Below are 21,820 nucleotides of genomic sequence, written 5' to 3'. Positions count from 1 at the left end.
AACTTCCATGCCGCGAGATTTGCCGCATTCTACACCAAAATGTAAGTTTAACTATTAGATTATCAATATTTTTTTACAAATTGTGGCGTACCCAAGGCTGCGCAATCTGTGTTAGTATGCCCAGAATCAGCATTAAGTATGACTAAAAATTTACTATGTTTCAGCCGGTTAGCTTGTATGTGGGCTTGAGGTATGCAAAAGCCGCAAAGGGCAATGCATTTATTTCGTTTATTTCTTTCTTTTCTATCGCGGGTATTGCGCTTGGATTGATGTCTTTGATCACCGTAAGTTCGGTAATGAATGGGTTTGAGCAATCTTTAAAAACAGCCATGCTTGATTTGATCCCACATGTACAGTTAAAGCATAAAGCCGATTCGAAAACCAACACGCAAGATGTGCTCAAATCCTTACGAGACATCGAGCAAATTAAACGGGTTCAGCCTTATTTGACGTCAGACGTGATCTTACAAACCAATAAAGAGTTGGTTGGGGTGCGATTACAAGGGGTCTTTGATGGTTTTACAAGCCCAGTCGAACAACATCTCTATGTTGGCAGCGCAAAACGATTCGCTCAGGGCAAATATCAGTTGATGATTAGCCGCTATTTAGCGAGTAAATTGGGCGCCGGCGTTGGTGATAAAATTCGCGTTATCATGCCTGATGTGTCAAGTTATACGCCTCTTGGACGGGTACCTGCCCAGCGACTATTTGAGGTAGCGGCAATTTATGATTCCAATAGTGAAGCCGATACAACCTTAGCCTTTGCAGATGGCAAAAGCTTATCTCGACTTATGCGCCGAAATAACATTAATGAATTAGATATTAGCATTACGCTTCACGATGCATTTGCTCTAGAAGACTTTTATACCCATAACCACACTTTGAGATCCCAGTTTGATGTGGATGATTGGCAATCTCAGCAGGGCGCATTGTTTTCAGCTGTAGCAATGGAAAAACGTATTATGTCTGTATTGCTCGGTTTAATCGTTATCGTGGCCGTGTTTAATATTTTATCGGCGCTTTCTATGATGGTGAGAGAAAAGCAAGGTGAAGTCGCAATATTACAAACGTTGGGTTTTAAACCCTCGATGATAGCTAAAGTATTTATGGTACAGGGGCTCTACAATGGTCTAGTTGGTACGCTCATTGGTGTCGTGCTAGGTCTTGTTGTGGCTGACAATATTAATGAAATTTTAGCGATGGTTGGATTATCTCTCCTAGGTGGCATGCAGCTGCCTGTGGTGTTTTCACAAACCAGTATTATTATTATGGCATTTGTTAGTATCGTGATGAGTTTTGCTGCGACTCTGTATCCGGCCAAAAAAGCCGCAAGTGTTTTACCTGCTGAGGTATTGAGGTATGAGTGATTTAGTAATTGATTGTCGAGATCTTGGAAAATCTTACCAAGATGGAAAATCTCAAGTTGAGGTATTAAAGGGTGTAAACTTAGCCGTTAAGCAAGGTGAAATGCTGGCAATAGTGGGCAGTTCAGGCTCAGGTAAAAGTACATTGTTACATATTTTAGGTACTTTGGATAAAGCATCTAATGGCCTTGTTGAAATCAAAGGCGTTGAAGTAGGCAAGCTATCTCGCGCTAAGCAAGCTGAGTTTAGGAACCAAAATATGGGGTTCATTTATCAGTTTCACCATTTGCTTATGGAGTTTACCGCCTTAGAAAATGTTGCCATGCCGCTTCTGATCAGAGGACTAAGTGCTAAGCAAGCCGAACCACAAGCTTTGGCTATGTTAGAACGAGTAGGTCTTGCGCACAGGGCATCACATAAGCCGTCAGAGCTATCGGGTGGTGAAAGACAAAGAGTCGCGATTGCGAGAGCGTTAGTTACCAAACCCGCGCTTGTTCTTGCCGATGAACCGACAGGAAATCTCGACAAGCACAATGCTAATCGCATTTATGACCTGCTCGCAGAATTAAATGAGCAATTGAATACCAGTTTTGTTGTAGTGACACACGATATGGAACTTGCTTCAAAATTAGGTCGCACAGTGATGTTAGACGATGGCGTGATTGCTGAGGCTGCCCATGCTTAGTGCTTTTTTAAGTAAGCGTTTTAGGCAAGCAAAAAAGCGTACAGGTATTGTAAGTCTGTTGAGCAAAGCGTCAACATTGGGGGTTATGCTTGGGGTGACGGTGTTAATTGTCGCACTGTCGGTGATTAATGGCTTTGAACAACAGCTGGAAGAACGTTTGTTGTCGGTCGTTCCCCACGTTAGCTATCAAGCGCCGCATGAGCCTATCGTCAACTGGGATGAAAAAGTGAAAACGTTAGAAGCGCATTCCAATATCATTGCAGCCACGCCTGAGATCAATCTGACGGCAATGGTACAGTTTAAAGGCAAGCTAAAGGCGACTCAGTTAAAAGGCGTTTTACCCCATCTACATCAAAAAGTGTCGAGCGTCGGCCGTTTTATTAATGGAAAAAGTATTACCCAGCTTCAAGAAAATGAAGTTGTATTAGGTAAAAAAATAGCCAAAGCGCTTAACGTTGAAGTTGGTGACAAAGTGACGCTACTGATAGCTAATCAGCATTCAGAACAACCTTTGTCTGCGCCAAAGCGTTTGTCCTTAGAACTTGTTGGCGTGATTGATATGGGCGGACCTGTCGATGAAACGCTCACGCTTACTCATATGAGTGCACTCCAAGATGCTTTAGGTTTAACGCGCTCTGACGTAACTGGCTTAAGAGCTAAGGTAAACGACATCTTTAACGCGCATGCCATTGCGATGAGTGCAGGACAAACTTTACCCGATTTAGTTTATGTGAGCAGTTGGTTTAGAAGCCAAGGAAGCCTTTACCAAGATATTCAGATGGTGAGAACCATTGTGTTTTTAGTGGTGTTTTTAATTATCGCTGTGGCTAGTTTTAATATTGTGTCGTCAATGGTTATGGAAGTGAAAGACAAGCAGGCTAATATCGCAATTCTAAAAACGATGGGTGCGAAAGACAGCACAATATTTGCCACTTTCGCGCTTCAAGGTATTACCTATGCTGCAATCGGGGCCTTCATAGGCACGTTAGTTGGCGTGTTATTGGCAATCAATTTGCCAGACTTATTTAATGCAGTTTTTGCCGAACGAGGCAATAACCCGTTAGCAGACGTCTATTTTGTAGAGTTTCTACCTTCAAAATTAGTGTGGTCAGATATATTAATCACGCTCGCCGTTACGCTGGTATTAGCGGTGTTAGCAAGCGTTTATCCGGCTTGGCAAGCAACGAAAACTGAGCCAGCTCAAGTGCTTGGCAATAACTAGAACATTGACGACTATTGTAATTTGGGCGATGTAGTCCGGTAGTATCATGACCGTTTCATTGCAAAAGGTTGCAAGCCTTTGGCCAAACACTTACATTATCGAAACAACAAGCTTAAATAAGAAGTAAAAGCATGAGTGAACAACAAATAACAGAAGAACAAAAAGCAGAATTGGAAAAACAATGGCAACGAGATTGTTTTCAAGCTGCGCAAAAGCATTTAGCTGAAAAAGGGATTATTCCCGCAAGCGTGTTTGATAAAGAAAGTCGCTTTTTAGCCCCATTGTGTGCCGTATGGAAAATAAAGACCCAAACAGGTAAGACTTACTGGGTATTAACCGGACGCCTTCCGACAGATCACATGGAAGCGAGTGCTGCAAAAACGGCACGAGAAGCGATGAAAAGCTTCTCATACCAATGGCAAATGAAAGCCGACAGTATTATGTCAGCGGGCGCAAAAGATGAAACTCAGGTCAAGTTTGCAAATTTACTCGTAAATAGAGCGCACGGCTTATACGAAATAGCCGATAACGATGAACTATGGGTCAATGAAGCATCGTAAAAGGCTCCGTTTTGAATGAGGTGATGGGGCACCTGAGTTTTTGTCTTGGGATCCCTGCCTCCATAAATACACACCCTTGTTTACAAAAGCCACTTTCAACGAAGTTAGGTACTTCATCCAAAATGCAGTTTACATAAATGTTTTCCAAGCCTTTTTCATTGGCTATTGAGACTAAGTGATTTAGAAGGGAGCTATAGGCATCTCGATTTCGGTGGGCTCTAACTACGGCAATTCGGCTAATTAAACCATCAGGTGTCAAACGTCCTGTGCCAACCGCTTCATTATCTTCATTGAGAATTATGACGTGCTCAGATAATGAATCTAGAGAGTCAAACTCAACTTCCTTTGGAATATGAAGCTCATAAACAAATACGCGTTCACGGATCTGTTTTAATTGTGCTTTTCTCTGAAGCCAACTGACCTTGTCAACGTGGTAACTCATGATTCCTCCACTTAATACATAAAAGTATTTGCGCAGGTTACCAAGTAATTAAGTGCCTATTTTGCATTAATTTATTTGCTGGGCTAAACTGTCCCAGCATTAAATCAAAACCTAAATAAACTTGGCAACGGTCATTGCTTGAGTTGCCTTGATTGAGCTACTCAAACTCATCGTCTTCTTGTAAGTAATACGTTCCCTCACTAATCAGTTTAGTGAAGGTTTTCATAAATTCAACACAATTTAATGAAGGAATTATTTGTTCAATTGTAAAGCTAGTGTGGTCTGTGAGTAATATCACACCGTTAATACATTCAGCAGGCAATTGATAGGTACAGCCATTAATGCTCAGCAGAATTTGTTCATTTAGTAACTGGTATATTGCTCTAACGCCACCTGCTCTATGTATGATTTCACCATCCTCTAAATAGTCAAACAGCTCCTCATCATTTAAAGGAGGATCAAGCGGCGCTAAATCCATATCATGCTTGGCCTCACTAATCATCGTGCCAAACCAGTGTTTAAATACTTTATCATCGTTGAGTACACTGTTCATAAGTTGACGAACATTATCAATGTCATTTGTGCTGAGTTCACCAATAGATGAGGGGATTGATAAATTTGGGTCGCTATATCGAGCGCCACCAAACTCATTATCTATCAAGTAGTCTGCCAAGCTTGATATAAGATCTTTTTGATCGGGGGCACGAAAGCCAACCGAATAATTTAGGGCGTTTTCTACGGCATAACCTTCATGTGGGCAACCTGGTGGAATATACAAAATATCGCCGGGTTCCAAAACAGCATCAATGACAGCTTGAAATTGCTCAACCTGAAGCAAGCTTTTATTCTGCGCAAACTGTTTTAATGATGAGTCAGGCATGCCTACTCGCCAATGGCGTTTGCCTTGCCCTTGAATAATGAACACATCATACTGATCTAGGTGAGGTCCAACACCGCCACCGGGAGTGGAGTAGCTGATCATTAAGTCATCAATACGCCAATTTGGAATGAATCGAAAAGGCTCAATTAATTGCGCAGCATCAGGGTGCCAATGGTCCACAGCCTGAACGAGTAGGGTACTGTTGGTATCAGTTAGGCGTGAAAAGTCTTCAAATGGTCCGTGATATGCCTGCCAATCATCGTTGTGGTTTGTGATCAAGCGAGATTCTATCGCTTCTTCCATCGCTAAACCTGCAAGCTCTTCAGGTTCAATCGGATCGATAAAATTTTGAAAGCCAGCTTTAATGAGTAGTGGTTTTTTTTGCCAGTAGGTTGATAAAAACTGTTCTGTCGTTAAATCATTGATGCGTAACTGATACATAAATTTTCCATAAAAAAAGCGAAAGATTTTACTCTTTCGCTTTATAACTTAATTTTGTGTGAAGTTATACAAGCTCGTCGATGAAAGCTTCTGCACGGCCAATATAGTTAGCTGGCGTCATTAGTTTCATTTGCGCTTTTACTTCTTCTGGTAGCTCTAGGCCATCGATGAAATCAGCCATGATAGCTTGATTAACACGCTTACCACGGGTTAGCTCTTTAAGCTTTTCATACGGCTTTTCGATGCCATATTTACGCATAACCGTTTGAATCGGCTCAGCAAGTAGCTCCCAGTTTTGATCAAGTTCTTCTAATAACTTGTTGGCGTTTACTTCAAGCTTGCTCACGCCTTTTAACGTAGCCTGATAGGCAATTAGGGTATAACCCATACCAACGCCTAAGTTACGAAGTACCGTTGAGTCAGTAAGATCGCGCTGCCAGCGAGAAACTGGTAACTTCTGTGCTAGGTGAGCGAACATTGCATTAGCAATACCCAAGTTACCTTCTGAGTTTTCGAAGTCGATAGGGTTTACTTTGTGTGGCATGGTTGAAGAACCAATTTCACCAGCAACTGTTTTTTGCTTGAAGTGGTTAAGTGCGATATAACCCCAAACGTCACGATCAAAGTCTAATAAAATAGTGTTGAATCGAGCGATGGCATCGAACAACTCTGCGATGTAATCGTGCGGCTCGATTTGCGTAGTAAATGCGTTCCAAGTTAGACCAAGGCTAGTTACGAATTGCTCAGCATGTGCGTGCCAATCGTAATCAGGGTAAGCACTTAAGTGCGCATTATAGTTACCGACAGCACCATTGATTTTGCCAAGGATTGCTACGTTAGCGATTTGCTCACGTTGACGTTGTAAACGCACATAAACGTTTGCAAACTCTTTGCCCATAGTAGAAGGGGAAGCTGGCTGACCGTGGGTACGGGTCATCATAGCAACAGAGCGGTATTCAATGGCTTTGTCTTTGATAGCAGCAAGTAGTTTATCGCAGTATGGTAATAACACTTTATCACGAGCTTCGGTTAGCATTAAACCGTGAGACAGGTTGTTAATGTCTTCAGAAGTACAAGCAAAGTGAATGAACTCATTGATTGCGTTAAGCTCAGCGTTATCAGCAACCTTTTCTTTTAGAAGGTATTCGACCGCTTTCACATCGTGGTTTGTGGTACGCTCAATCTCTTTTACGCGCGCAGCATCCGGTTCACTGAAGTTGTCTACGATGCTGTCTAACAATGCATTGGCTTGTTCGCTAAAAGCTGGCACTTCAGCAATGCCTTGTGCTTTTGCTAGTGCTTGTAACCAACGAACCTCTACAGTTACGCGGTACTTGATCAAGCCAAACTCACTAAAGATGCCACGTAACTCGGTAGTTTTACTACCGTAGCGACCATCCACTGGAGAGATAGCGGTTAACGCTGAAAGCTCCATAATTACTCCTAAACTAATTGGTTTTGAACGATATTTTTAAACTCTTCTTTGTGCTTCAGCGATAATTTTCTTTTTACTAAAGAAAAATTGGCGGCGCTTTCCGCCCATTTGTCGCCAAAGTACAGCACTGCGAATACCCGCAAGGAGCAATGCTCTAATTTTTTGTTGAGTCGCTGTTTGTTTTAGCAACTCAGGTTGCCCGAAAACCTGGATCTTTTGACCCAGAGGGCTAACAACTTCACTGTAAATATCAGCAAAAGCCGCAATGATGGTGCTGTCAGTAATGTCAAAATGCTGTAGTTGGCGCTCTACGTCTTTTAAACGTCTTGCCAATTCATCCAGTGCCTTCTTATTATTCATTAGTGCACGTTCTAGCTGTATTAAGCTGCCAACATATTTTACCATTTCAACGTCTTTATCGCCTTGTGGTGATAATTGCGCTAATAAAATACGGTAGCCTGACTTTAACGCAAATGGATCAGAGTACACGTCTTCAGGTCTATCGGGGGTTAAATTAACAATACTATGTAAAAAGCTTTCAACTTCACGCTCGTTAAACTGGCCGTATTTAGCCGTTTTTTGTACCAACTTTGTGATTTGGCACATTGCGGCCAACGGCATCACATAATTTGCTGACATTACTTAATCACCGAATCAATAATACCACCGCCTAAACACACCTCATCGGCATAGAAAACTGCTGATTGACCAGGTGTTACGGCTTTTTGTGGCTCGTCGAATAGCACGCGAGCCATACCATCTTCGCCGACTAGTAACGTACAAGGAATATCTGTTTGGCGATAACGGGTTTTAACGGTACAGCGTGTCGTGCCTTTAGGCCCTTGTCTGTCAACCCAATGTAATTGGTTTGCATTCAAACCATTACTGAATAGACGAGGGTGGTCGCTACCTTGGCCGACAACAAGTACATTGCGCTCAATGTCTTTATCAACAACGTACCAAGGCTCGCCATTGCCTTCTTTCATGCCACCGATTAGCAGACCTTTGCGCTGGCCAAGAGTGTGGTACATCAGCCCTTCATGGTCACCAACAATATTACCGTCAGTATCTTCAATTTTACCTGGTTGCGCGGGTAGGAACTTTTGCAGAAAATCTTTGAACTTACGCTCACCAATAAAACAAATACCCGTACTGTCTTTCTTGTCGTGGGTTATTAAGTCTTGTTCTTCCGCGATGCGTCTGACTTCAGGTTTGGCAATATCACCGACAGGGAAAAGAGTTTGCGCAATATGCTCATGGCTCAAAGTGTATAGAAAGTAGCTTTGATCTTTATTGTCATCAAGACCACGACACATAACGAACTTGCCATCGCGCTCTTCACGGCGAACATAGTGGCCAGTGGCAATATAATCAGCGCCTAATGCTTGGGCAGCAAATTCTAAGAATGCTTTGAACTTTATCTCTTTGTTGCACATGATATCTGGGTTTGGTGTGCGTCCAGCCTTGTATTCAGCAAGGAAGTACTCGAATACGTTGTCCCAATATTCAGCCGCAAAGTTAACGGTGTGTAGTTCAATGCCTAATTTATCGCACACCGCTTGTGCGTCTTTTAAGTCTTCAGCAGCTGCGCAATATTCATCATTATCGTCTTCTTCCCAGTTCTTCATGAACAGGCCTTCAACTTGATAGCCCTGTTCTTTTAAAAGGTATGCTGAAACTGAAGAATCCACGCCGCCGGACATGCCAACGATGACTTTAATGTGACTATTATCGCTCATAATGTTTGCTGTAAATCTACCTGATTTGGAAAGGCCGTGATTATAGCATGCAAAAGCCCATTGCTAAAAGTCGATAACGCGCTCATTGCGCGCCAAGTACTTTATATTCTCCGTTTTTTAATCCCTCTAAAGAATATTCGCCAATTTTTGCTCGAATTAACCTAAGCGTTGGGTGTCCAACATGGGCAGTCATACGTCTAACTTGACGGTTTCTTCCTTCGCTGACGCGGATACTCAGCCAGGTGGTTGGGATATTAGCGCGTTCGCGAATTGGTGGGTTGCGAGGCCAGATGTTTGGTTCTGGTATGATTTCAACTTGGGCTGGGCGAGTAAGGCCGTCTTTTAATTCAACGCCTTCACACAAGGCTTGAATAGCTTCACTTGATGGCACTCCTTCGACTTGAGCCCAATAAGTTTTAACGGTTTTTTTATTTGGTTCGGTTAACTTATGTTGCAGCTTGCCACAATTGGTGAGTAGTAATAGACCTTCACTGTCTCTATCAAGTCTACCTGCCGCATAAACGTCTTTTTCCTTTACAAAGTCGGCAAGTGTTTTACGATTTTGGTCGTCGGTAAACTGACAAAGTACATCATAGGGTTTGTTAAAAAGAACGATTTTTACGTCTTGAGGCGCAATGCTAGGTTTACGTGGCTTGGTAGCTTTGTTGTGGGAAAATGGTTTTGGTTTTTTTTGCACTCGTCGTTGAACCATAGTTACTACTTACATAATTCTCTTAGTGCATACTTTATCATTTACATTGGAAAACAAACATAAAAAAGGGCAGCAAATGCCACCCTTCATTCTTTTTCTAAGAAATTATACTAGCTTAGCTAGGATATCATTGAATGTTTGGCTTGGACGCATTGCTGCAAAAGCAAGTTCGTCATTAGGCTGATAATAGCCACCTACATTCATTGCCTGACCTTGAGCACCATTTAGCTCGTTCACAATTGTTTGCTCTTGTGCTTCTAGCTCACGCGCAATTTCAGTAAATTGTGATTGCAGTTGGGTGTCAGCAGTTTGCGCAGCAAGAGCTTGAGCCCAGTAAAGAGATAGATAGAAGTGGCTACCACGGTTATCTAGTTCGTTTACTTTGCGAGATGGTGATTTGTTCTCATCAAGGAACTTACCAGTTGCTTGATCTAACGTGTCAGCCAACACTTGCGCTTTGGCATTACCAGTTACCTGACTTAGATGTTCAAGTGACGCTGCAAGTGCAAGGAATTCACCTAAAGAATCCCAACGTAAGTGGTTTTCTTTTTCGAATTGTTGTACGTGTTTAGGTGCCGAACCGCCTGCGCCTGTTTCGAATAAACCACCACCGTTCATAAGCGGTACAATTGACAGCATTTTAGCACTTGTACCAAGCTCAAGAATAGGGAATAAGTCAGTGAGGTAGTCACGTAATACGTTACCAGTCACCGAAATAGTGTCTTGTCCCGCTTTCATACGCTCTAACGAGTAAAGCGTTGCGTCTACTGGTGCTTTGATTAGGATTTCAAGGCCATCAGTGTCATGCTCTGGCAAATATGCGTTCACTTTTTTGATTAGCTCAGCATCGTGTGCGCGATTCTCATCTAACCAAAATACCGCTGGAACCCCAGTTGCACGAGCGCGATTAACAGCAAGTTTCACCCAGTCTTTAATTGGCGCGTCTTTAACCTGACACATACGCCAGATATCACCTTGCTCAACATCGTGAGACAGTAATACATCACCGTTGCTGTCTACAACGCGGATAGTACCCGCTGCAGGTGCTTCGAAAGTTTTGTCGTGTGAACCATACTCTTCAGCTTTTTGTGCCATCAAACCTACGTTTGGAATAGTACCCATCGTACGAGGGTCAAATGCACCATGTTCTTTACAGAAGTCGATGGTCGCTTGGTATACGCCTGAGTAACAACGGTCAGGGATCACAAAGCTAGTGTCTTGTTGTTTACCTTCAGCGTTCCACATTTGTCCACTTGTACGAATAGCTGCCGGCATTGATGCATCAATGATTACATCGCTTGGTACGTGTAGGTTAGTGATACCACGGTCAGAGTCGACCATAGCAATGGCTGGACTTGATTCATACACAGCTGCGATGTCAGCTTCAACTTCTTGACGTTTAGCATCATCCAGTTGTTGAATTTTAGAGTAAACATCACCTAAGCCGTTGCTTACATCAACGCCTAACTGTGCAAACAACTCAGCATGTTTAGCGAATACGTCTTTATAGAATACTTTTACAGCATGACCGAAGATGATTGGGTCAGATACCTTCATCATTGTCGCTTTCATATGAAGCGAGAAAAGCACGCCTTTGTCTTTAGCTGATGCTATTTCAGCGGCAAGGAATTCTTGCAGTGCAGAAACACTTAAACTAGAAGCATCGATAATTTCACCAGCCAAGAGCGGTGTACTTGCTTTTAAAACAGTGACATCACCATTTGTAGCAACGTGCTCAATGCGTACATCAGTTGCTTGTTGAACAGTGGTTGATTTTTCTGAACCGAAAAAATCACCTTTATTCATGCTCGCAACATACGATTTTGAATCAGCAGACCAGGCACCCATTGAGTGTGGGTTCTTACGAGCGTATGCTTTAACAGAAGCTGGTGCGCGACGGTCAGAGTTACCTTCACGAAGAACAGGGTTTACTGCACTGCCTTTAATTTTGTCATAAGTTGCTTTAATCGCAGCTTCTTTTTCGTCTTTCGGTTCTGCTGGGTAAGCAGGAAGTGCATAGCCTTTGGCTTGTAATTCTTTAATAGTCGCTTGCAACTGAGGAATAGATGCGCTGATATTTGGTAGTTTGATGATGTTTGCTTCAGGCGTTTTTGCAAGTTCACCTAATTCTGCAAGTGCGTCGCCAATACGTTGCTCTTCAGTTAAAAATTCAGGGAAGTTTGCGATAATACGGCCAGCAAGAGAGATATCTCGTGTCTCAACTTCTACGCCAGCGGCATTGGTGTAAGCTTGAATGATCGGCAGCAATGAATAAGTAGCCAGTGCTGGAGCTTCATCGGTTTTTGTATAAATAATTTTTGATGTCATCATCATTCCTAGATTTTGTGGCTGATTAAGCCATTCAACAATGCAAAGGGAATGCTATGTTGCCTTAAGGCAACGGGTTATAGCAAGTTTGTTAGATATTTTTACTCTAAGGGTAAATAAAAATATCTAACCCACCTAACGACAACGCGGCATATTGTAACAAGCATTAAAGATGAGGGCTAATTAGATTTTTTAAAGGGAAGAGATGAAAAATTATAAGAAATGAAGATATGAAGCGAGCGGCAAATACAACCCGCTTCCTGTTAGCCAAAAACTACATTAAGCCATTTCTTCATCACGAGGTGCGATGTTAGTGGCGTGGAGGCCTTTCGGACCTTCTTGTAGCTCGAATGTTACATCTTGACCAGCTTTAAGCGTTTTGTATCCATCCATTACAATCGTTGAGTAATGGGCGAAGATATCTTCCTCACTGCCGTCTTCTACGATGAAACCAAACCCTTTGGCGTTATTAAACCATTTGACTTTTCCGCAAGCCATACTTCTACATCCTTCTAATAAGTTGACTAATTTAGTTAATCTAAACTTTATATTTTGATAGACTGCCCATAGATTAAGCATGTAGACAATCTATAAACGACTGTAGTTTAAATGAGCAGTCAGTCAAGTTTTTTAACGGATTTTTTAACATTTTATTTATTTTTTAATTCAAGTTTGCTTGAGTTCCAAAGACAAGACTATATTTAATATGAGTGGGATCAAAGAATCAGGTGTGATAGACACGGTACGTGAAAGTGCGAAGCAAAAGCTTAGCCCACCGCGTAAGTACAAGGTCATTTTAAATAACGACGACTACACCCCAATGGAGTTTGTAATCGAAGTTTTAATGACTTTTTTTAATATGGATAGCGATAGAGCAACTGAGGTGATGCTTCAAGTGCATCATGAGGGAAAAGCTGTTTGTGGTATATATCCTGCAGATATTGCCCACACAAAGGCTGAGCAGGTAAATCGTTTCGCCCGCGACCATGAGCATCCATTGCTTTGTAGTTGCGAGCAAGAATAACCTTTTTAATTCTCGTTTGGGGGTTGCCAATGCTAAATAAAGACTTAGAAATTACCTTAAACGCCGCTTTTCGTGAAGCGCGCACGCGTCGTCATGAATTTATGACAGTTGAGCATTTGTTATTGGCGCTAATTGATAACCCGTCTGCAGGAGAGGCGTTAGGCGCCTGCGGCGTAGATATCGAAAATCTAAAACGTGAGCTGTCAGAGTTTATCGATGAGACAACTCCTGTTATTCCTGATTTAGAAGAGGACAGAGAAACACAACCAACCTTAGGTTTTCAACGTGTATTGCAACGAGCAGTATTTCATGTGCAATCGTCTGGTCGAAGCGAAGTTACAGGCGTAAATGTACTTGTTGCGATTTTTTCAGAGCAAGAAAGTCAGGCAGTATACCTCCTTAAGAAAAGTGATATCAGTCGCCTTGATATCGTTAACTTTATTTCTCATGGTATCTCTAAAGTCGATGAAGATGCAGACCATGATGATCATGAAGATATGCATGAAGAGTCTAATGATGTGCAAAGTGAGGAAAAAACAAAACTTGAGAACTTTACAACTAATTTAAATGCGTTAGCGCAGGCGGGTCAGGTTGACCCGCTTGTTGGACGTGATGACGAAGTTGAAAGAACTGTTCAAGTGCTTTGCCGTCGCAAGAAGAATAACCCGCTTCTAGTTGGTGAAGCTGGGGTGGGTAAAACAGCCATCGCGGAAGGCTTAGCTCACCGCATTGTTAATAAGCAAGTGCCTGAAGTAATTGAAGATGCGGTTGTTTATTCTCTAGATATGGGGGCATTGCTTGCCGGTACTAAATATCGAGGCGACTTTGAAAAACGTTTTAAATCGTTATTAAAAGAACTGCAATCTAAACCTCAAGCAATTCTGTTTATTGATGAAATTCATACCATTATTGGCGCTGGTGCTGCGTCAGGTGGTGTAATGGATGCGTCTAATTTGATTAAGCCGCTACTTTCAAGTGGTCAGCTGCGTTGTATGGGTTCTACGACTTATACGGAATTCAAAAATATTTTTGAAAAAGACCGTGCGCTGGTTCGTCGCTTTCAAAAAATTGACGTTGTTGAGCCAAGTGTGGCAGACACCACGAAGATTTTATATGGCTTAAAAGAGCGCTACGAAGAGCATCATGGTATTCGATACACGCAAAAGGCCTTGCGTGCCGCCGCTGAGCTGAGTGCTAAGTACATCAATGAACGTCATTTACCGGACAAGGCAATAGACGTGATAGATGAAGCTGGCGCAAATCAGCGTTTGTTACCTGCGTCAAAACGTAAGAAAACCATTGGTGTTTCTGATATTGAAATGATTGTTTCTAAGATTGCACGTATTCCACAGCAAAGTGTGTCGAATAGTGATAAAGAAACACTTAAAAATCTTGATAGAAATCTGAAAATGTTGGTATTCGGTCAAGATCAGTCCATTGATGCACTTACGTCTGCCATTCGTTTATCACGGTCTGGATTGGCGAATGAAGACAAACCAATAGGTTCTTTCTTATTTGCAGGCCCAACAGGGGTTGGTAAAACCGAAGTGACTAAACAGCTTGCTAAGTGTATGGGCGTTGAGTTTATTCGTTTCGACATGTCTGAATACTCTGAGCGTCATGCGGTGAGTCGTTTAATTGGTGCACCTCCTGGGTATGTTGGCTTTGAACAAGGCGGCCTTTTAACGGATGCGGTTATTAAACATCCTCACGCGGTTGTGTTGTTAGACGAAATCGAGAAAGCGCACCCAGACATTTATAACATTCTACTTCAAGTGATGGATCATGGTACTTTGACGGACAACAATGGCCGTAAAGCTGATTTTAGGAATGTTGTTGTTGTGATGACAACCAATGCCGGCGTACAAGAAACAGTTCGTCAATCAATTGGCTTCCAAGAGCAAGATCACTCACACGATGCCATGGTTGAAATCAACAAAGTGTTTACGCCAGAATTTAGAAATAGGCTGGATAACATCATTTGGTTTAACCATCTTGAGAAAGAAGTCATTATGCAAGTGGTTGACAAGTTCGTCGTTGAGTTACAAGCGCAGCTAGACAAAAAGTCAGTGAACTTGGAATTGACGTCTGCGGCTAGAGAGTGGTTGGCTGATCTTGGCTATGATAAAGCGATGGGAGCAAGGCCTATGGCAAGAGTTATTCAAGATAAGCTTAAAAAGCCACTCGCGAATGAGATTTTATTTGGTCGCTTGAGCGACGGCGGTAACGTTAAAATTGGCGTCAAAGCCGGTGAATTAGACTTCAGATATGAATCAAGCCTTGTATCCGCTTAAATCTAATCTGAAGATGTCAAAAAGCCCAGCATAAGCTGGGCTTTTTGTTTATATGCTTGATAATTATCAGCATCTGCAGGGCAGTCCTGAATACCAATGACTGCGCTTGCGAATACAACTTAACAGAAGCTGTAGGTTTCTACACGATTCGATTAACGAGCGCGGAAGACAATGCGTCCTTTGGTTAAGTCGTACGGAGTCATTTCTACCGTTACTTTGTCACCAGTAAGAATACGGATGTAGTTTTTGCGCATTTTTCCTGAAATATGAGCAACAACTACGTGGCCATTTTCTAGCTCAACGCGGAACATTGTATTTGGTAAAGTATCAAGGACTGTGCCTTGCATTTCAATTACGTCTTCTTTCGCCATGTGTAGCGTAACACCTCTTTGAATAATTAAACGCAGCAGATTTTGCCCAAAAGAAGCCAATAAGTAAAGGTAAGGGCAAAAATTTTGTGATTTTATTAAGCAAAGTTCCATTCTTTTGGCTAGAAATAGCGAGGGAAGGTAATTCTGTGAGCTTAGATGCGAACTACTTTTATTTGGATTGCTCTATCCAAACATCATTCACAAAGCGTTGAGCTGGTGAATATTGGGACTTGTATCTCATCTTTTTACAGCTGTCGATTTGATAACCAAGATATACATACTTTTTAGTTAACTTCTTAGCGTGTTCGATTTGAGCCATGATCATGATGTTCCCTAAGCTATAGCTATCATATTCAGGATCGAAAAAAGTGTATATTGCGGATAGTGCGTTGGGCATAGTATCAGTAACAGCAACTGCAATAAGTTTATCTTTATGCCACAACTCAACAAATGTAATGGGTAACCACTGACAAAACAAAAAGCTTTCGTACTGTAAACGATTCGGTGGGTACATAGTGCCATCACTGTGCCTGAGCGTGATGTATTTTTCATACAATGGGTAATATTCATCTCGTTCTTTATGTGAAATTGAGAATGAAAAAGTGTCGTCCAGCTTTTTAAATTTGCGCTTTTGAGATTTAGAAGGAGCATAACTTTGCGCGGGTATACGCATAGATTGGCATGCGCTGCATCTTGGGCAATGGGGACGATAAATTTGATCTCCACTGCGTCTAAAACCGAGCTCTAAAAGCGCTTCAAAGCGCGCTGGTGTGTAGCAAGTAGGGTCCAAAATGACCAAGAGCTGCTCTTGCTGTTCAGGTAAATAACTACAACTAAATTGCTGACTTAAACCAATTTTGGAAGGGAAATGTTCAGTCATAAATACCTTCTAATGTTTGCGGTCGCCACATCGCGTTTGGCACTGAAAATTCAGTTGCTTTGTTAAGTTTAGCCAAGAATTCTCTTCGCGATATAACTTTTGCACCCAAACTAACCAGATAAGGGTTTTCGAGCTGGCAATCTATAAAATGGGCATGGTGTTTCATCATCCAGTTGACGAGCGCCCACATTGCCAGTTTAGAAGCGTTAGGCTGATTGAAAAACATTGATTCACCGCAGAATACGCCGCAGAGCATGATACCATAAAGTCCGCCGATTAATTCGCCGTTGCTCCATACTTCCAGACTATGTGCAAAACCTTGGGCATGCGCCTCTTGGTAAGCTCTCAGCATGTCAGAGTTGATCCAAGTACCTTCAGCATTAACTCTTTGCTCTCGACATGCGTGGATCACTTCAGAAAATGCCATATTGACTGTGATAGTTGGGTTCATTTGGCGCTGTGCTTTACGCAAGCTCCGGCTAACATGAAATGCATCCAATTCTATAATGCCTCGCTCACTTGGCGCCCACCACATTATCGGCTCATGTTCGTTAAACCATGGAAATATGCCCGATGAATACGCCGCTTTCAATCTTGCTGGTGACAAACAACCGCCAATTGCAAGTAATCCGTCTGGGTCTTTTAATGCGTAGTCACAGGGGGGGAAAAGATAATTGTCTAGGCTTAAGTGAAAGAGTTGTTGCGTCATGCCAATACGTCTGTGCGGTAGATATGCGTAAAATAACGTAAAAAGGCTGCAAAGAAAATGGGAGTGCTACTCCCATTTTACAAAAGTTATGCTTACAGGTTATCTAAATAACGCTCAGCATCAAGGGCAGCCATACAGCCTGTGCCAGCTGAGGTGATTGCTTGGCGATAAATGTGGTCTGATACATCACCCGCTGCAAATACACCCTCAACGCTCGTTTGAGTCGCGTTACCATTAAGGCCAGATTGAACAACTAGGTAGCCGTCTTTCATTTCTAGCTGGCCTTCAAACATGTCAGTGTTTGGCTTGTGGCCGATAGCAATGAATACACCAGCAAGGTCTAACTGCTCAGTGTTGTCAGAGTCAGTTTTTTTGATGCGAATACCTGTAACACCCATTTCATCGCCAAGTACTTCGTCTAACGTGCGGTTTAGGTGTAAAACGACGTTACCATTCTTCGCTTTTTCCATCAGTCTATCAGATAGAATTTTTTCACTTCGGAATGAGTCACGACGGTGTATAACATGTACTTCTTCAGCAATGTTAGATAGGTACAGCGCTTCTTCAACTGCTGTGTTACCACCACCCACTACCGCTACTTTTTGACCGCGATAGAAAAAACCGTCACAGGTTGCACATGCAGAAACACCACGACCTTGGAAAGCAGTTTCAGATTCTAGGCCTAAATATTTAGCTGACGCACCGGTTGCAATAATTAATGCGTCACATGTGTAGGTGCCTTGATCGCCAGTTAAGGTAAATGGACGTTTGGTTACATCTACTTTATTGATGTGATCAAAAATAATTTCTGTTTCAAAGCGCTCTGCATGCTCTTTCATGCGGTCCATTAGCGCAGGACCTGTTAAACCATGAGCATCACCCGGCCAGTTTTCAACTTCAGTGGTGGTTGTTAATTGGCCACCTTGTTGCATGCCAGTGATCAATACTGGGTTCAAATTCGCTCGAGCAGCATAGACTGCTGCTGTATAACCTGCTGGGCCAGAGCCTAAAATAAGCAGTTTGCAATGTTTCGCGTCACTCATGAATAATTCCTAAAATTAACTTACCTCAAATGAATGAGGATGATTCTATGGAATTCAACCTAGATGTAAAATAAAACGCTCATTTCGTTTTTTACTAAATCGCAAAGGTGTCAAAAATACTGTACTTGATGAATATTTAAGCCTTCAGTTGCAAAAGCAACGCTAACCCATGACCAAATTGATTTTTTTTGGTATGTTCTTAGTAATTTTGTTTCGTTATTCTTCATAGAATAACCCCTAACGAATAGGTATTTATGGCATTTTGGCAGGATACACCTGGATTTGCATTGAATGCACAGAGCGTACAAGTTCTGACTGACGCAAAACAGTATCATGAGACACTCATTAGCTTGATACGCGGAGCAAAGCGTAGGATTTATATTACAGCTTTGTATTTGCAAGATGATGAGGCCGGAAGAGAAATTTTAAGTGCTTTACATGAAGTCTCGCTAGCAGATCCAACAATAGAAATTAATGTGTTGGTTGATTTTCACCGCGCGCAGCGAGGGTTAATTGGCGAAGCAAAATCGGAAGGAAATGCGCGGCTTTATTGCGACGAGCTGGAAGCTTCACAAAGTAATGTGAGAGTGTTTGGTGTGCCAGTCAAAGCAAAAGAGCTATTTGGCGTATTGCACCTTAAAGGGTTTGTTATCGATGATACCGTGCTTTACAGCGGGGCAAGTCTTAATAATGTGTATTTGCATCAGGGTGACAAATATCGCCTCGACAGATACTTCGTCATTGAACAAGCGGACTTAGCACAGAGCTTTTGCGATTTTACCGATAAATATTTGCTTAGCTCCGAGGCCGTGCCAAGGTTAGATAAGCGTCCCTTACCTAAATTCATAGACATCAAGCTTGCGCAAAAGCAATTAATGCGTGATTTGAAAAAAGCAAAGTATGGTTTTGAAGGGGCAGACTGCTTCAATAGTCTTAATGTAAGAGCATTTCTTGGTTTTGGGCGTCGTACAAATAAGCTGAACCGATTGATCAAGGCCTTGTTTGACACGACGGAACAAGAGTTGGTGCTCTATACACCTTATTTTAATTTTCCAGCGCCGTTACTTCGCTCATTGAGACGTTTGCTTAAACTAGGTCGACAAGTGACCATTGTGGTCGGCGATAAAACTGCCAACGATTTTTATATTTGCCCAGAGCAGCCATTTAGTAAGATTGGTGCGCTGCCATATCTGTATGAAACTATTTTGAGAAAGTTCTTAAAGTCTCAACATCGCTTTATTAAGTCCGGGCATCTCAAAGTTTACCTATGGAAAGACGGCAGTAACTCGTTTCATTTAAAAGGGATCTGCAAAGATAACCACACGCACTTATTGAGTGGTCACAACTTAAACCCTCGTGCTTGGGGATTAGATATTGAAAATGGTGTTTTGATTGAAGATCCTAATCAATTTATTTTGGCTGACATTGAACGTGAGAAACAGGCTATTTTAGCGAATTGCCGCTTGTTATCAGGGCCCGAAGATGTTGAAACGATAGAAGATTATCCATTGCCTGTTAAGAAGTTATTAGGACAGGCGAAGCGTGTTAAAGTAGACTTTATCATTAAACGTTTTATTTAAAGCTGACATTTAAAAAACAAAAAACCGCGTTAAAAAACGCGGTTTTTTGTTTTAGCTTTACGCCGCACTGTGATGTGAAGCGCCCAGCAATCATTGCCTATATTAGTAAGCATCATTGTGAACATTAGCAGCACGGCCAGATGGATCGGCATTGTTTTGGAATGATTCATCCCATGCAAGCGCTTGTGGTGTTGAACAAGCAACTGACTTGCCGTGTGGAACACATTTAGCGGCGGCATCGCCTGGGAAATGCTCAGTAAAGATTTGGCGATAGAAATAAGCCTCTTTGCTATCAGGGGTATTAATAGGGAAGCGGTACTGTGCATTTGCAAGGTCTTGATCAGACACTTGCTCTTCAACGAACGCTTTTAGCGAGTCAATCCAGCTGTACCCAACGCCATCTGAAAATTGCTCTTTTTGACGCCATAACACTTCTTCTGGTAGATAACCATCAAAAGCTTCACGTAAAATATGCTTCTCAATACGACCATCTTTACACATTTTGTACTCAGGGTTTGTACGCATAGCAATATCAACGAACTCTTTATCGAGAAACGGCACTCGTGCTTCCACGCCCCATGCTGCCATTGATTTGTTGGCACGCAAACAGTCAAACATGTGTAGCTTAGACACTTTACGATTAAGTTCTTCATGAAACTCTTGTGCATTTGGCGCTTTGTGAAAATACAGATAACCGCCAAACAGCTCATCGGCACCTTCACCTGAGAGGACCATTTTGATACCCATCGCTTTGATTTGACGAGACATAAGGTACATAGGTGTCGATGCACGTATTGTTGTTACGTCATAGGTTTCTAGGTGATAAATAACTTCTTTTAGTGCATCAATACCTTGCTGAACCGTGAAATGGATAGGGTGGTGAACTGTACCAATAGCGTCAGCTACTTTTTGAGCCGCAGCGAGATCCGGAGAACCCTCTAAACCAATTGAAAACGAGTGCAGTTTTGGCCACCAAGCGTCTGATGCATCGTCATCTTCAATACGTTTTGCAGCAAATTTTTGTGTGATTGCTGAAATAACTGACGAATCTAAACCACCCGATAGCAACACGCCGTAAGGCACATCACACATTAATTGACGTTTCACTGCAGCTTCTAACGCGTCTTTTACCTTGCTTGGCTCAGCTGCGTTCTCTTTTACAGCATCAAACTCTTGCCAATCTCTGTGGTAGTAGGGGCGTAAACTGCCTTCTTTAGAATACAAATAATGGCCAGGGGGAAATTCTTCAATTTGCGTACAAATAGGCGTTAATGCTTTCATCTCACTCGCAACATAGAAGTTGCCATGCTGGTCACGACCAGTGTAAAGCGGGATGATCCCGATATGATCTCGGCCGATTAAATAGGCATCTTGTTCTTCATCATACAAACAGAATGCAAAAATGCCGTTGAGATCATCTAAAAATTCAGGCCCTTTTTGTTTATAAAGCGCCAAAATAACTTCACAGTCAGATTCTGTTTGAAACTCAAAATCCACGCCTAGATTTTTAGCTAATTCTTTATGGTTATAGATTTCACCGTTAACGGCCAAAATATGCGTTTTTTCAGGGTTATAAAGGGGTTGTGCACCACTAGAGACGCCAACAATGGCCAAACGCTCGTGTACCAATATGGCTTTATCTGACGCGTAAACACCAGACCAGTCAGGTCCACGGTGACGCAGTAATTTTGACATTTCAATCGCTTGTGAGCGAAGTTGTGTGGGATCGGACTTAAGTTCCAATACGCCAAAAATAGAACACATAAAATACCTCATTCCTGTGTTGTGCTGTTGATTTTGTATCTGTGTGTTTTGCAGTCGCGCTACACACCTGTTTTACCCATAGGTGTACCAAATTAAAAAGCGTAAGTCACATACAAAAATGCTTTTTTTAGCAAAAAGCGTTGCTTAGTTTGCGCATAAAAATAGTTATTTTGCACCATGTTGGTGCTGTTTTGTCTGCAAGGATTAGGTTAGTGCCGAATAATCTAGCGCTAAAGTTGTGGATTTGGTGAAAATACCTACGGCGAGAGGGAAATTTGTAAGCACGCGTTGCTCTACTTTGGTGCAAGCGTGAGAGCCGTGCATAGGCAATATTTTTACGTCCTATG

The 21,820-nt window shown here is 42.2% G+C and carries 20 protein-coding genes; 7 read left to right on the top strand and 13 right to left on the bottom strand.

Annotated elements, in window-relative coordinates; genetic code table 11:
* Positions 1-155: 155 nt before the first annotated feature.
* From AC5FX4_RS12685 to AC5FX4_RS12670, 4 genes are all read left to right on the top strand, one after another.
* The gene (locus AC5FX4_RS12685; RefSeq protein ID WP_493606743.1) at positions 156-1,367 is read left to right on the top strand and encodes a lipoprotein-releasing ABC transporter permease subunit; all 1,212 of its coding nucleotides are present in this window, start codon (positions 156-158) and stop codon (positions 1,365-1,367) included.
* Complete coding sequence (lolD, locus tag AC5FX4_RS12680; protein WP_493606742.1) at positions 1,360-2,049, top strand: lipoprotein-releasing ABC transporter ATP-binding protein LolD; 690 nt, start codon at positions 1,360-1,362, stop codon at positions 2,047-2,049. Before AC5FX4_RS12685 ends, lolD begins: the two co-directional genes overlap by 8 nt.
* Positions 2,042-3,271: a lipoprotein-releasing ABC transporter permease subunit gene (locus AC5FX4_RS12675; RefSeq protein WP_493606741.1), complete on the top strand. Its 1,230-nt coding sequence runs from the start codon at positions 2,042-2,044 to the stop codon at positions 3,269-3,271. The genes lolD and AC5FX4_RS12675 overlap by 8 nt, the downstream gene beginning before the upstream one ends.
* A 131-nt stretch (positions 3,272-3,402) precedes the next feature.
* The gene (locus AC5FX4_RS12670; protein WP_493606740.1) at positions 3,403-3,831 is read left to right on the top strand and encodes a DUF4826 family protein; all 429 of its coding nucleotides are present in this window, start codon (positions 3,403-3,405) and stop codon (positions 3,829-3,831) included.
* On the opposite strand, the gene AC5FX4_RS12665 is transcribed toward AC5FX4_RS12670, so the two are convergent.
* From AC5FX4_RS12665 to cspD, 8 genes are all read right to left on the bottom strand, one after another.
* Positions 3,815-4,273, bottom strand: coding sequence for a GNAT family N-acetyltransferase (locus tag AC5FX4_RS12665; RefSeq protein WP_493606739.1), 459 nt, complete (start codon positions 4,271-4,273; stop codon positions 3,815-3,817). The genes AC5FX4_RS12670 and AC5FX4_RS12665 overlap by 17 nt on opposite strands.
* Positions 4,274-4,430: 157 nt before the next feature.
* Positions 4,431-5,594, bottom strand: a complete 1,164-nt coding sequence (locus tag AC5FX4_RS12660) for a ribosomal protein uL16 3-hydroxylase (RefSeq protein WP_493606738.1) — start codon at positions 5,592-5,594, stop codon at positions 4,431-4,433.
* A 64-nt stretch (positions 5,595-5,658) separates the two neighbouring features.
* The gene (gene purB / locus AC5FX4_RS12655) at positions 5,659-7,029 is read right to left on the bottom strand and encodes an adenylosuccinate lyase (RefSeq protein ID WP_493606737.1); all 1,371 of its coding nucleotides are present in this window, start codon (positions 7,027-7,029) and stop codon (positions 5,659-5,661) included.
* Between the two features lie 36 nt (positions 7,030-7,065).
* Positions 7,066-7,668 (bottom strand): high frequency lysogenization protein HflD, encoded by a 603-nt coding sequence (gene hflD, locus AC5FX4_RS12650; protein WP_493606736.1) that lies wholly within the window; start codon positions 7,666-7,668, stop codon positions 7,066-7,068.
* On the bottom strand, positions 7,668-8,771 hold the full coding sequence (mnmA, locus tag AC5FX4_RS12645; RefSeq protein ID WP_493607820.1) for a tRNA 2-thiouridine(34) synthase MnmA: 1,104 nt from the start codon (positions 8,769-8,771) through the stop codon (positions 7,668-7,670). The genes hflD and mnmA overlap by 1 nt, the downstream gene beginning before the upstream one ends.
* Positions 8,772-8,850: 79 nt before the next feature.
* Positions 8,851-9,480: a pseudouridine synthase gene (locus AC5FX4_RS12640; RefSeq protein WP_493606735.1), complete on the bottom strand. Its 630-nt coding sequence runs from the start codon at positions 9,478-9,480 to the stop codon at positions 8,851-8,853.
* 105 nt (positions 9,481-9,585) lie between these two features.
* Positions 9,586-11,808, bottom strand: a complete 2,223-nt coding sequence (locus AC5FX4_RS12635) for an NADP-dependent isocitrate dehydrogenase (RefSeq protein ID WP_493606734.1) — start codon at positions 11,806-11,808, stop codon at positions 9,586-9,588.
* 279 nt (positions 11,809-12,087) lie between these two features.
* Positions 12,088-12,306, bottom strand: coding sequence for a cold shock domain-containing protein CspD (gene cspD / locus AC5FX4_RS12630; RefSeq protein WP_152085782.1), 219 nt, complete (start codon positions 12,304-12,306; stop codon positions 12,088-12,090).
* 208 nt (positions 12,307-12,514) lie between these two features.
* Here cspD and clpS point away from each other — a divergent pair, with 208 nt between their 5' ends.
* Together clpS and clpA are read left to right on the top strand one after the other, a co-directional pair.
* Positions 12,515-12,832 (top strand): ATP-dependent Clp protease adapter ClpS, encoded by a 318-nt coding sequence (gene clpS / locus AC5FX4_RS12625; RefSeq protein WP_493606733.1) that lies wholly within the window; start codon positions 12,515-12,517, stop codon positions 12,830-12,832.
* A 29-nt stretch (positions 12,833-12,861) separates the two neighbouring features.
* The gene (gene clpA / locus AC5FX4_RS12620) at positions 12,862-15,126 is read left to right on the top strand and encodes an ATP-dependent Clp protease ATP-binding subunit ClpA (RefSeq protein ID WP_493606732.1); all 2,265 of its coding nucleotides are present in this window, start codon (positions 12,862-12,864) and stop codon (positions 15,124-15,126) included.
* 152 nt (positions 15,127-15,278) lie between these two features.
* On the opposite strand, the gene infA is transcribed toward clpA, so the two are convergent.
* The 4 genes from infA to trxB all read right to left on the bottom strand — a co-directional run bounded on the left by infA (position 15,279) and on the right by trxB (position 18,129).
* A complete protein-coding gene (gene infA / locus AC5FX4_RS12615) occupies positions 15,279-15,497 on the bottom strand; it encodes a translation initiation factor IF-1 (RefSeq protein ID WP_058029687.1) in 219 nt (72 codons plus the stop codon).
* A 169-nt stretch (positions 15,498-15,666) separates the two neighbouring features.
* Positions 15,667-16,377 (bottom strand): arginyltransferase, encoded by a 711-nt coding sequence (locus AC5FX4_RS12610; protein ID WP_493606731.1) that lies wholly within the window; start codon positions 16,375-16,377, stop codon positions 15,667-15,669.
* Positions 16,370-17,086, bottom strand: a complete 717-nt coding sequence (aat, locus tag AC5FX4_RS12605; RefSeq protein WP_493606730.1) for a leucyl/phenylalanyl-tRNA--protein transferase — start codon at positions 17,084-17,086, stop codon at positions 16,370-16,372. Before aat ends, AC5FX4_RS12610 begins: the two co-directional genes overlap by 8 nt.
* Before the next feature lie 92 nt (positions 17,087-17,178).
* Entirely contained in the window at positions 17,179-18,129 is a 951-nt protein-coding gene (gene trxB, locus AC5FX4_RS12600) for a thioredoxin-disulfide reductase (RefSeq protein WP_493606729.1), read from the bottom strand.
* Positions 18,130-18,383: 254 nt separating this feature from the next.
* On the opposite strand from trxB, the gene pssA reads away from it, so the two are divergent.
* The gene (gene pssA / locus AC5FX4_RS12595) at positions 18,384-19,709 is read left to right on the top strand and encodes a CDP-diacylglycerol--serine O-phosphatidyltransferase (protein ID WP_493606728.1); all 1,326 of its coding nucleotides are present in this window, start codon (positions 18,384-18,386) and stop codon (positions 19,707-19,709) included.
* Between the two features lie 102 nt (positions 19,710-19,811).
* Here the strand turns inward: pssA and asnB are convergent, their stop codons facing one another.
* Positions 19,812-21,473 carry an asparagine synthase B gene (gene asnB, locus AC5FX4_RS12590; RefSeq protein WP_493606727.1) on the bottom strand — a complete coding sequence of 554 codons (1,662 nt, stop codon included), beginning with the start codon at positions 21,471-21,473 and terminating at the stop codon, positions 19,812-19,814.
* Positions 21,474-21,820: the final 347 nt, after the last annotated feature.

The sequence above is a fragment of the Pseudoalteromonas sp. ATL1 genome (assembly GCF_058933015.1).
This window is presented reverse-complemented; position numbering and strand designations above follow the sequence as displayed.

Excerpts from the sequence above, each read along its gene's own strand:
- AC5FX4_RS12685 (WP_493606743.1), top strand. The coding sequence starts at position 156 with ATGTTTCAGCCGGTTAGCTTGTATGTGGGCTTGAGGTATGCAAAAGCC.
- lolD (WP_493606742.1), top strand. The coding sequence starts at position 1,360 with ATGAGTGATTTAGTAATTGATTGTCGAGATCTTGGAAAATCTTACCAA.
- AC5FX4_RS12675 (WP_493606741.1), top strand. The coding sequence starts at position 2,042 with ATGCTTAGTGCTTTTTTAAGTAAGCGTTTTAGGCAAGCAAAAAAGCGT.
- AC5FX4_RS12670 (WP_493606740.1), top strand. The coding sequence starts at position 3,403 with ATGAGTGAACAACAAATAACAGAAGAACAAAAAGCAGAATTGGAAAAA.
- AC5FX4_RS12665 (WP_493606739.1), bottom strand. The coding sequence starts at position 4,273 with ATGAGTTACCACGTTGACAAGGTCAGTTGGCTTCAGAGAAAAGCACAA.
- AC5FX4_RS12660 (WP_493606738.1), bottom strand. The coding sequence starts at position 5,594 with ATGTATCAGTTACGCATCAATGATTTAACGACAGAACAGTTTTTATCA.
- purB (WP_493606737.1), bottom strand. The coding sequence starts at position 7,029 with ATGGAGCTTTCAGCGTTAACCGCTATCTCTCCAGTGGATGGTCGCTAC.
- hflD (WP_493606736.1), bottom strand. The coding sequence starts at position 7,668 with ATGTCAGCAAATTATGTGATGCCGTTGGCCGCAATGTGCCAAATCACA.
- AC5FX4_RS12640 (WP_493606735.1), bottom strand. The coding sequence starts at position 9,480 with ATGGTTCAACGACGAGTGCAAAAAAAACCAAAACCATTTTCCCACAAC.
- AC5FX4_RS12635 (WP_493606734.1), bottom strand. The coding sequence starts at position 11,808 with ATGACATCAAAAATTATTTATACAAAAACCGATGAAGCTCCAGCACTG.
- cspD (WP_152085782.1), bottom strand. The coding sequence starts at position 12,306 with ATGGCTTGCGGAAAAGTCAAATGGTTTAATAACGCCAAAGGGTTTGGT.
- clpS (WP_493606733.1), top strand. The coding sequence starts at position 12,515 with ATGAGTGGGATCAAAGAATCAGGTGTGATAGACACGGTACGTGAAAGT.
- clpA (WP_493606732.1), top strand. The coding sequence starts at position 12,862 with ATGCTAAATAAAGACTTAGAAATTACCTTAAACGCCGCTTTTCGTGAA.
- infA (WP_058029687.1), bottom strand. The coding sequence starts at position 15,497 with ATGGCGAAAGAAGACGTAATTGAAATGCAAGGCACAGTCCTTGATACT.
- AC5FX4_RS12610 (WP_493606731.1), bottom strand. The coding sequence starts at position 16,377 with ATGACTGAACATTTCCCTTCCAAAATTGGTTTAAGTCAGCAATTTAGT.
- aat (WP_493606730.1), bottom strand. The coding sequence starts at position 17,086 with ATGACGCAACAACTCTTTCACTTAAGCCTAGACAATTATCTTTTCCCC.
- trxB (WP_493606729.1), bottom strand. The coding sequence starts at position 18,129 with ATGAGTGACGCGAAACATTGCAAACTGCTTATTTTAGGCTCTGGCCCA.
- pssA (WP_493606728.1), top strand. The coding sequence starts at position 18,384 with ATGGCATTTTGGCAGGATACACCTGGATTTGCATTGAATGCACAGAGC.
- asnB (WP_493606727.1), bottom strand. The coding sequence starts at position 21,473 with ATGTGTTCTATTTTTGGCGTATTGGAACTTAAGTCCGATCCCACACAA.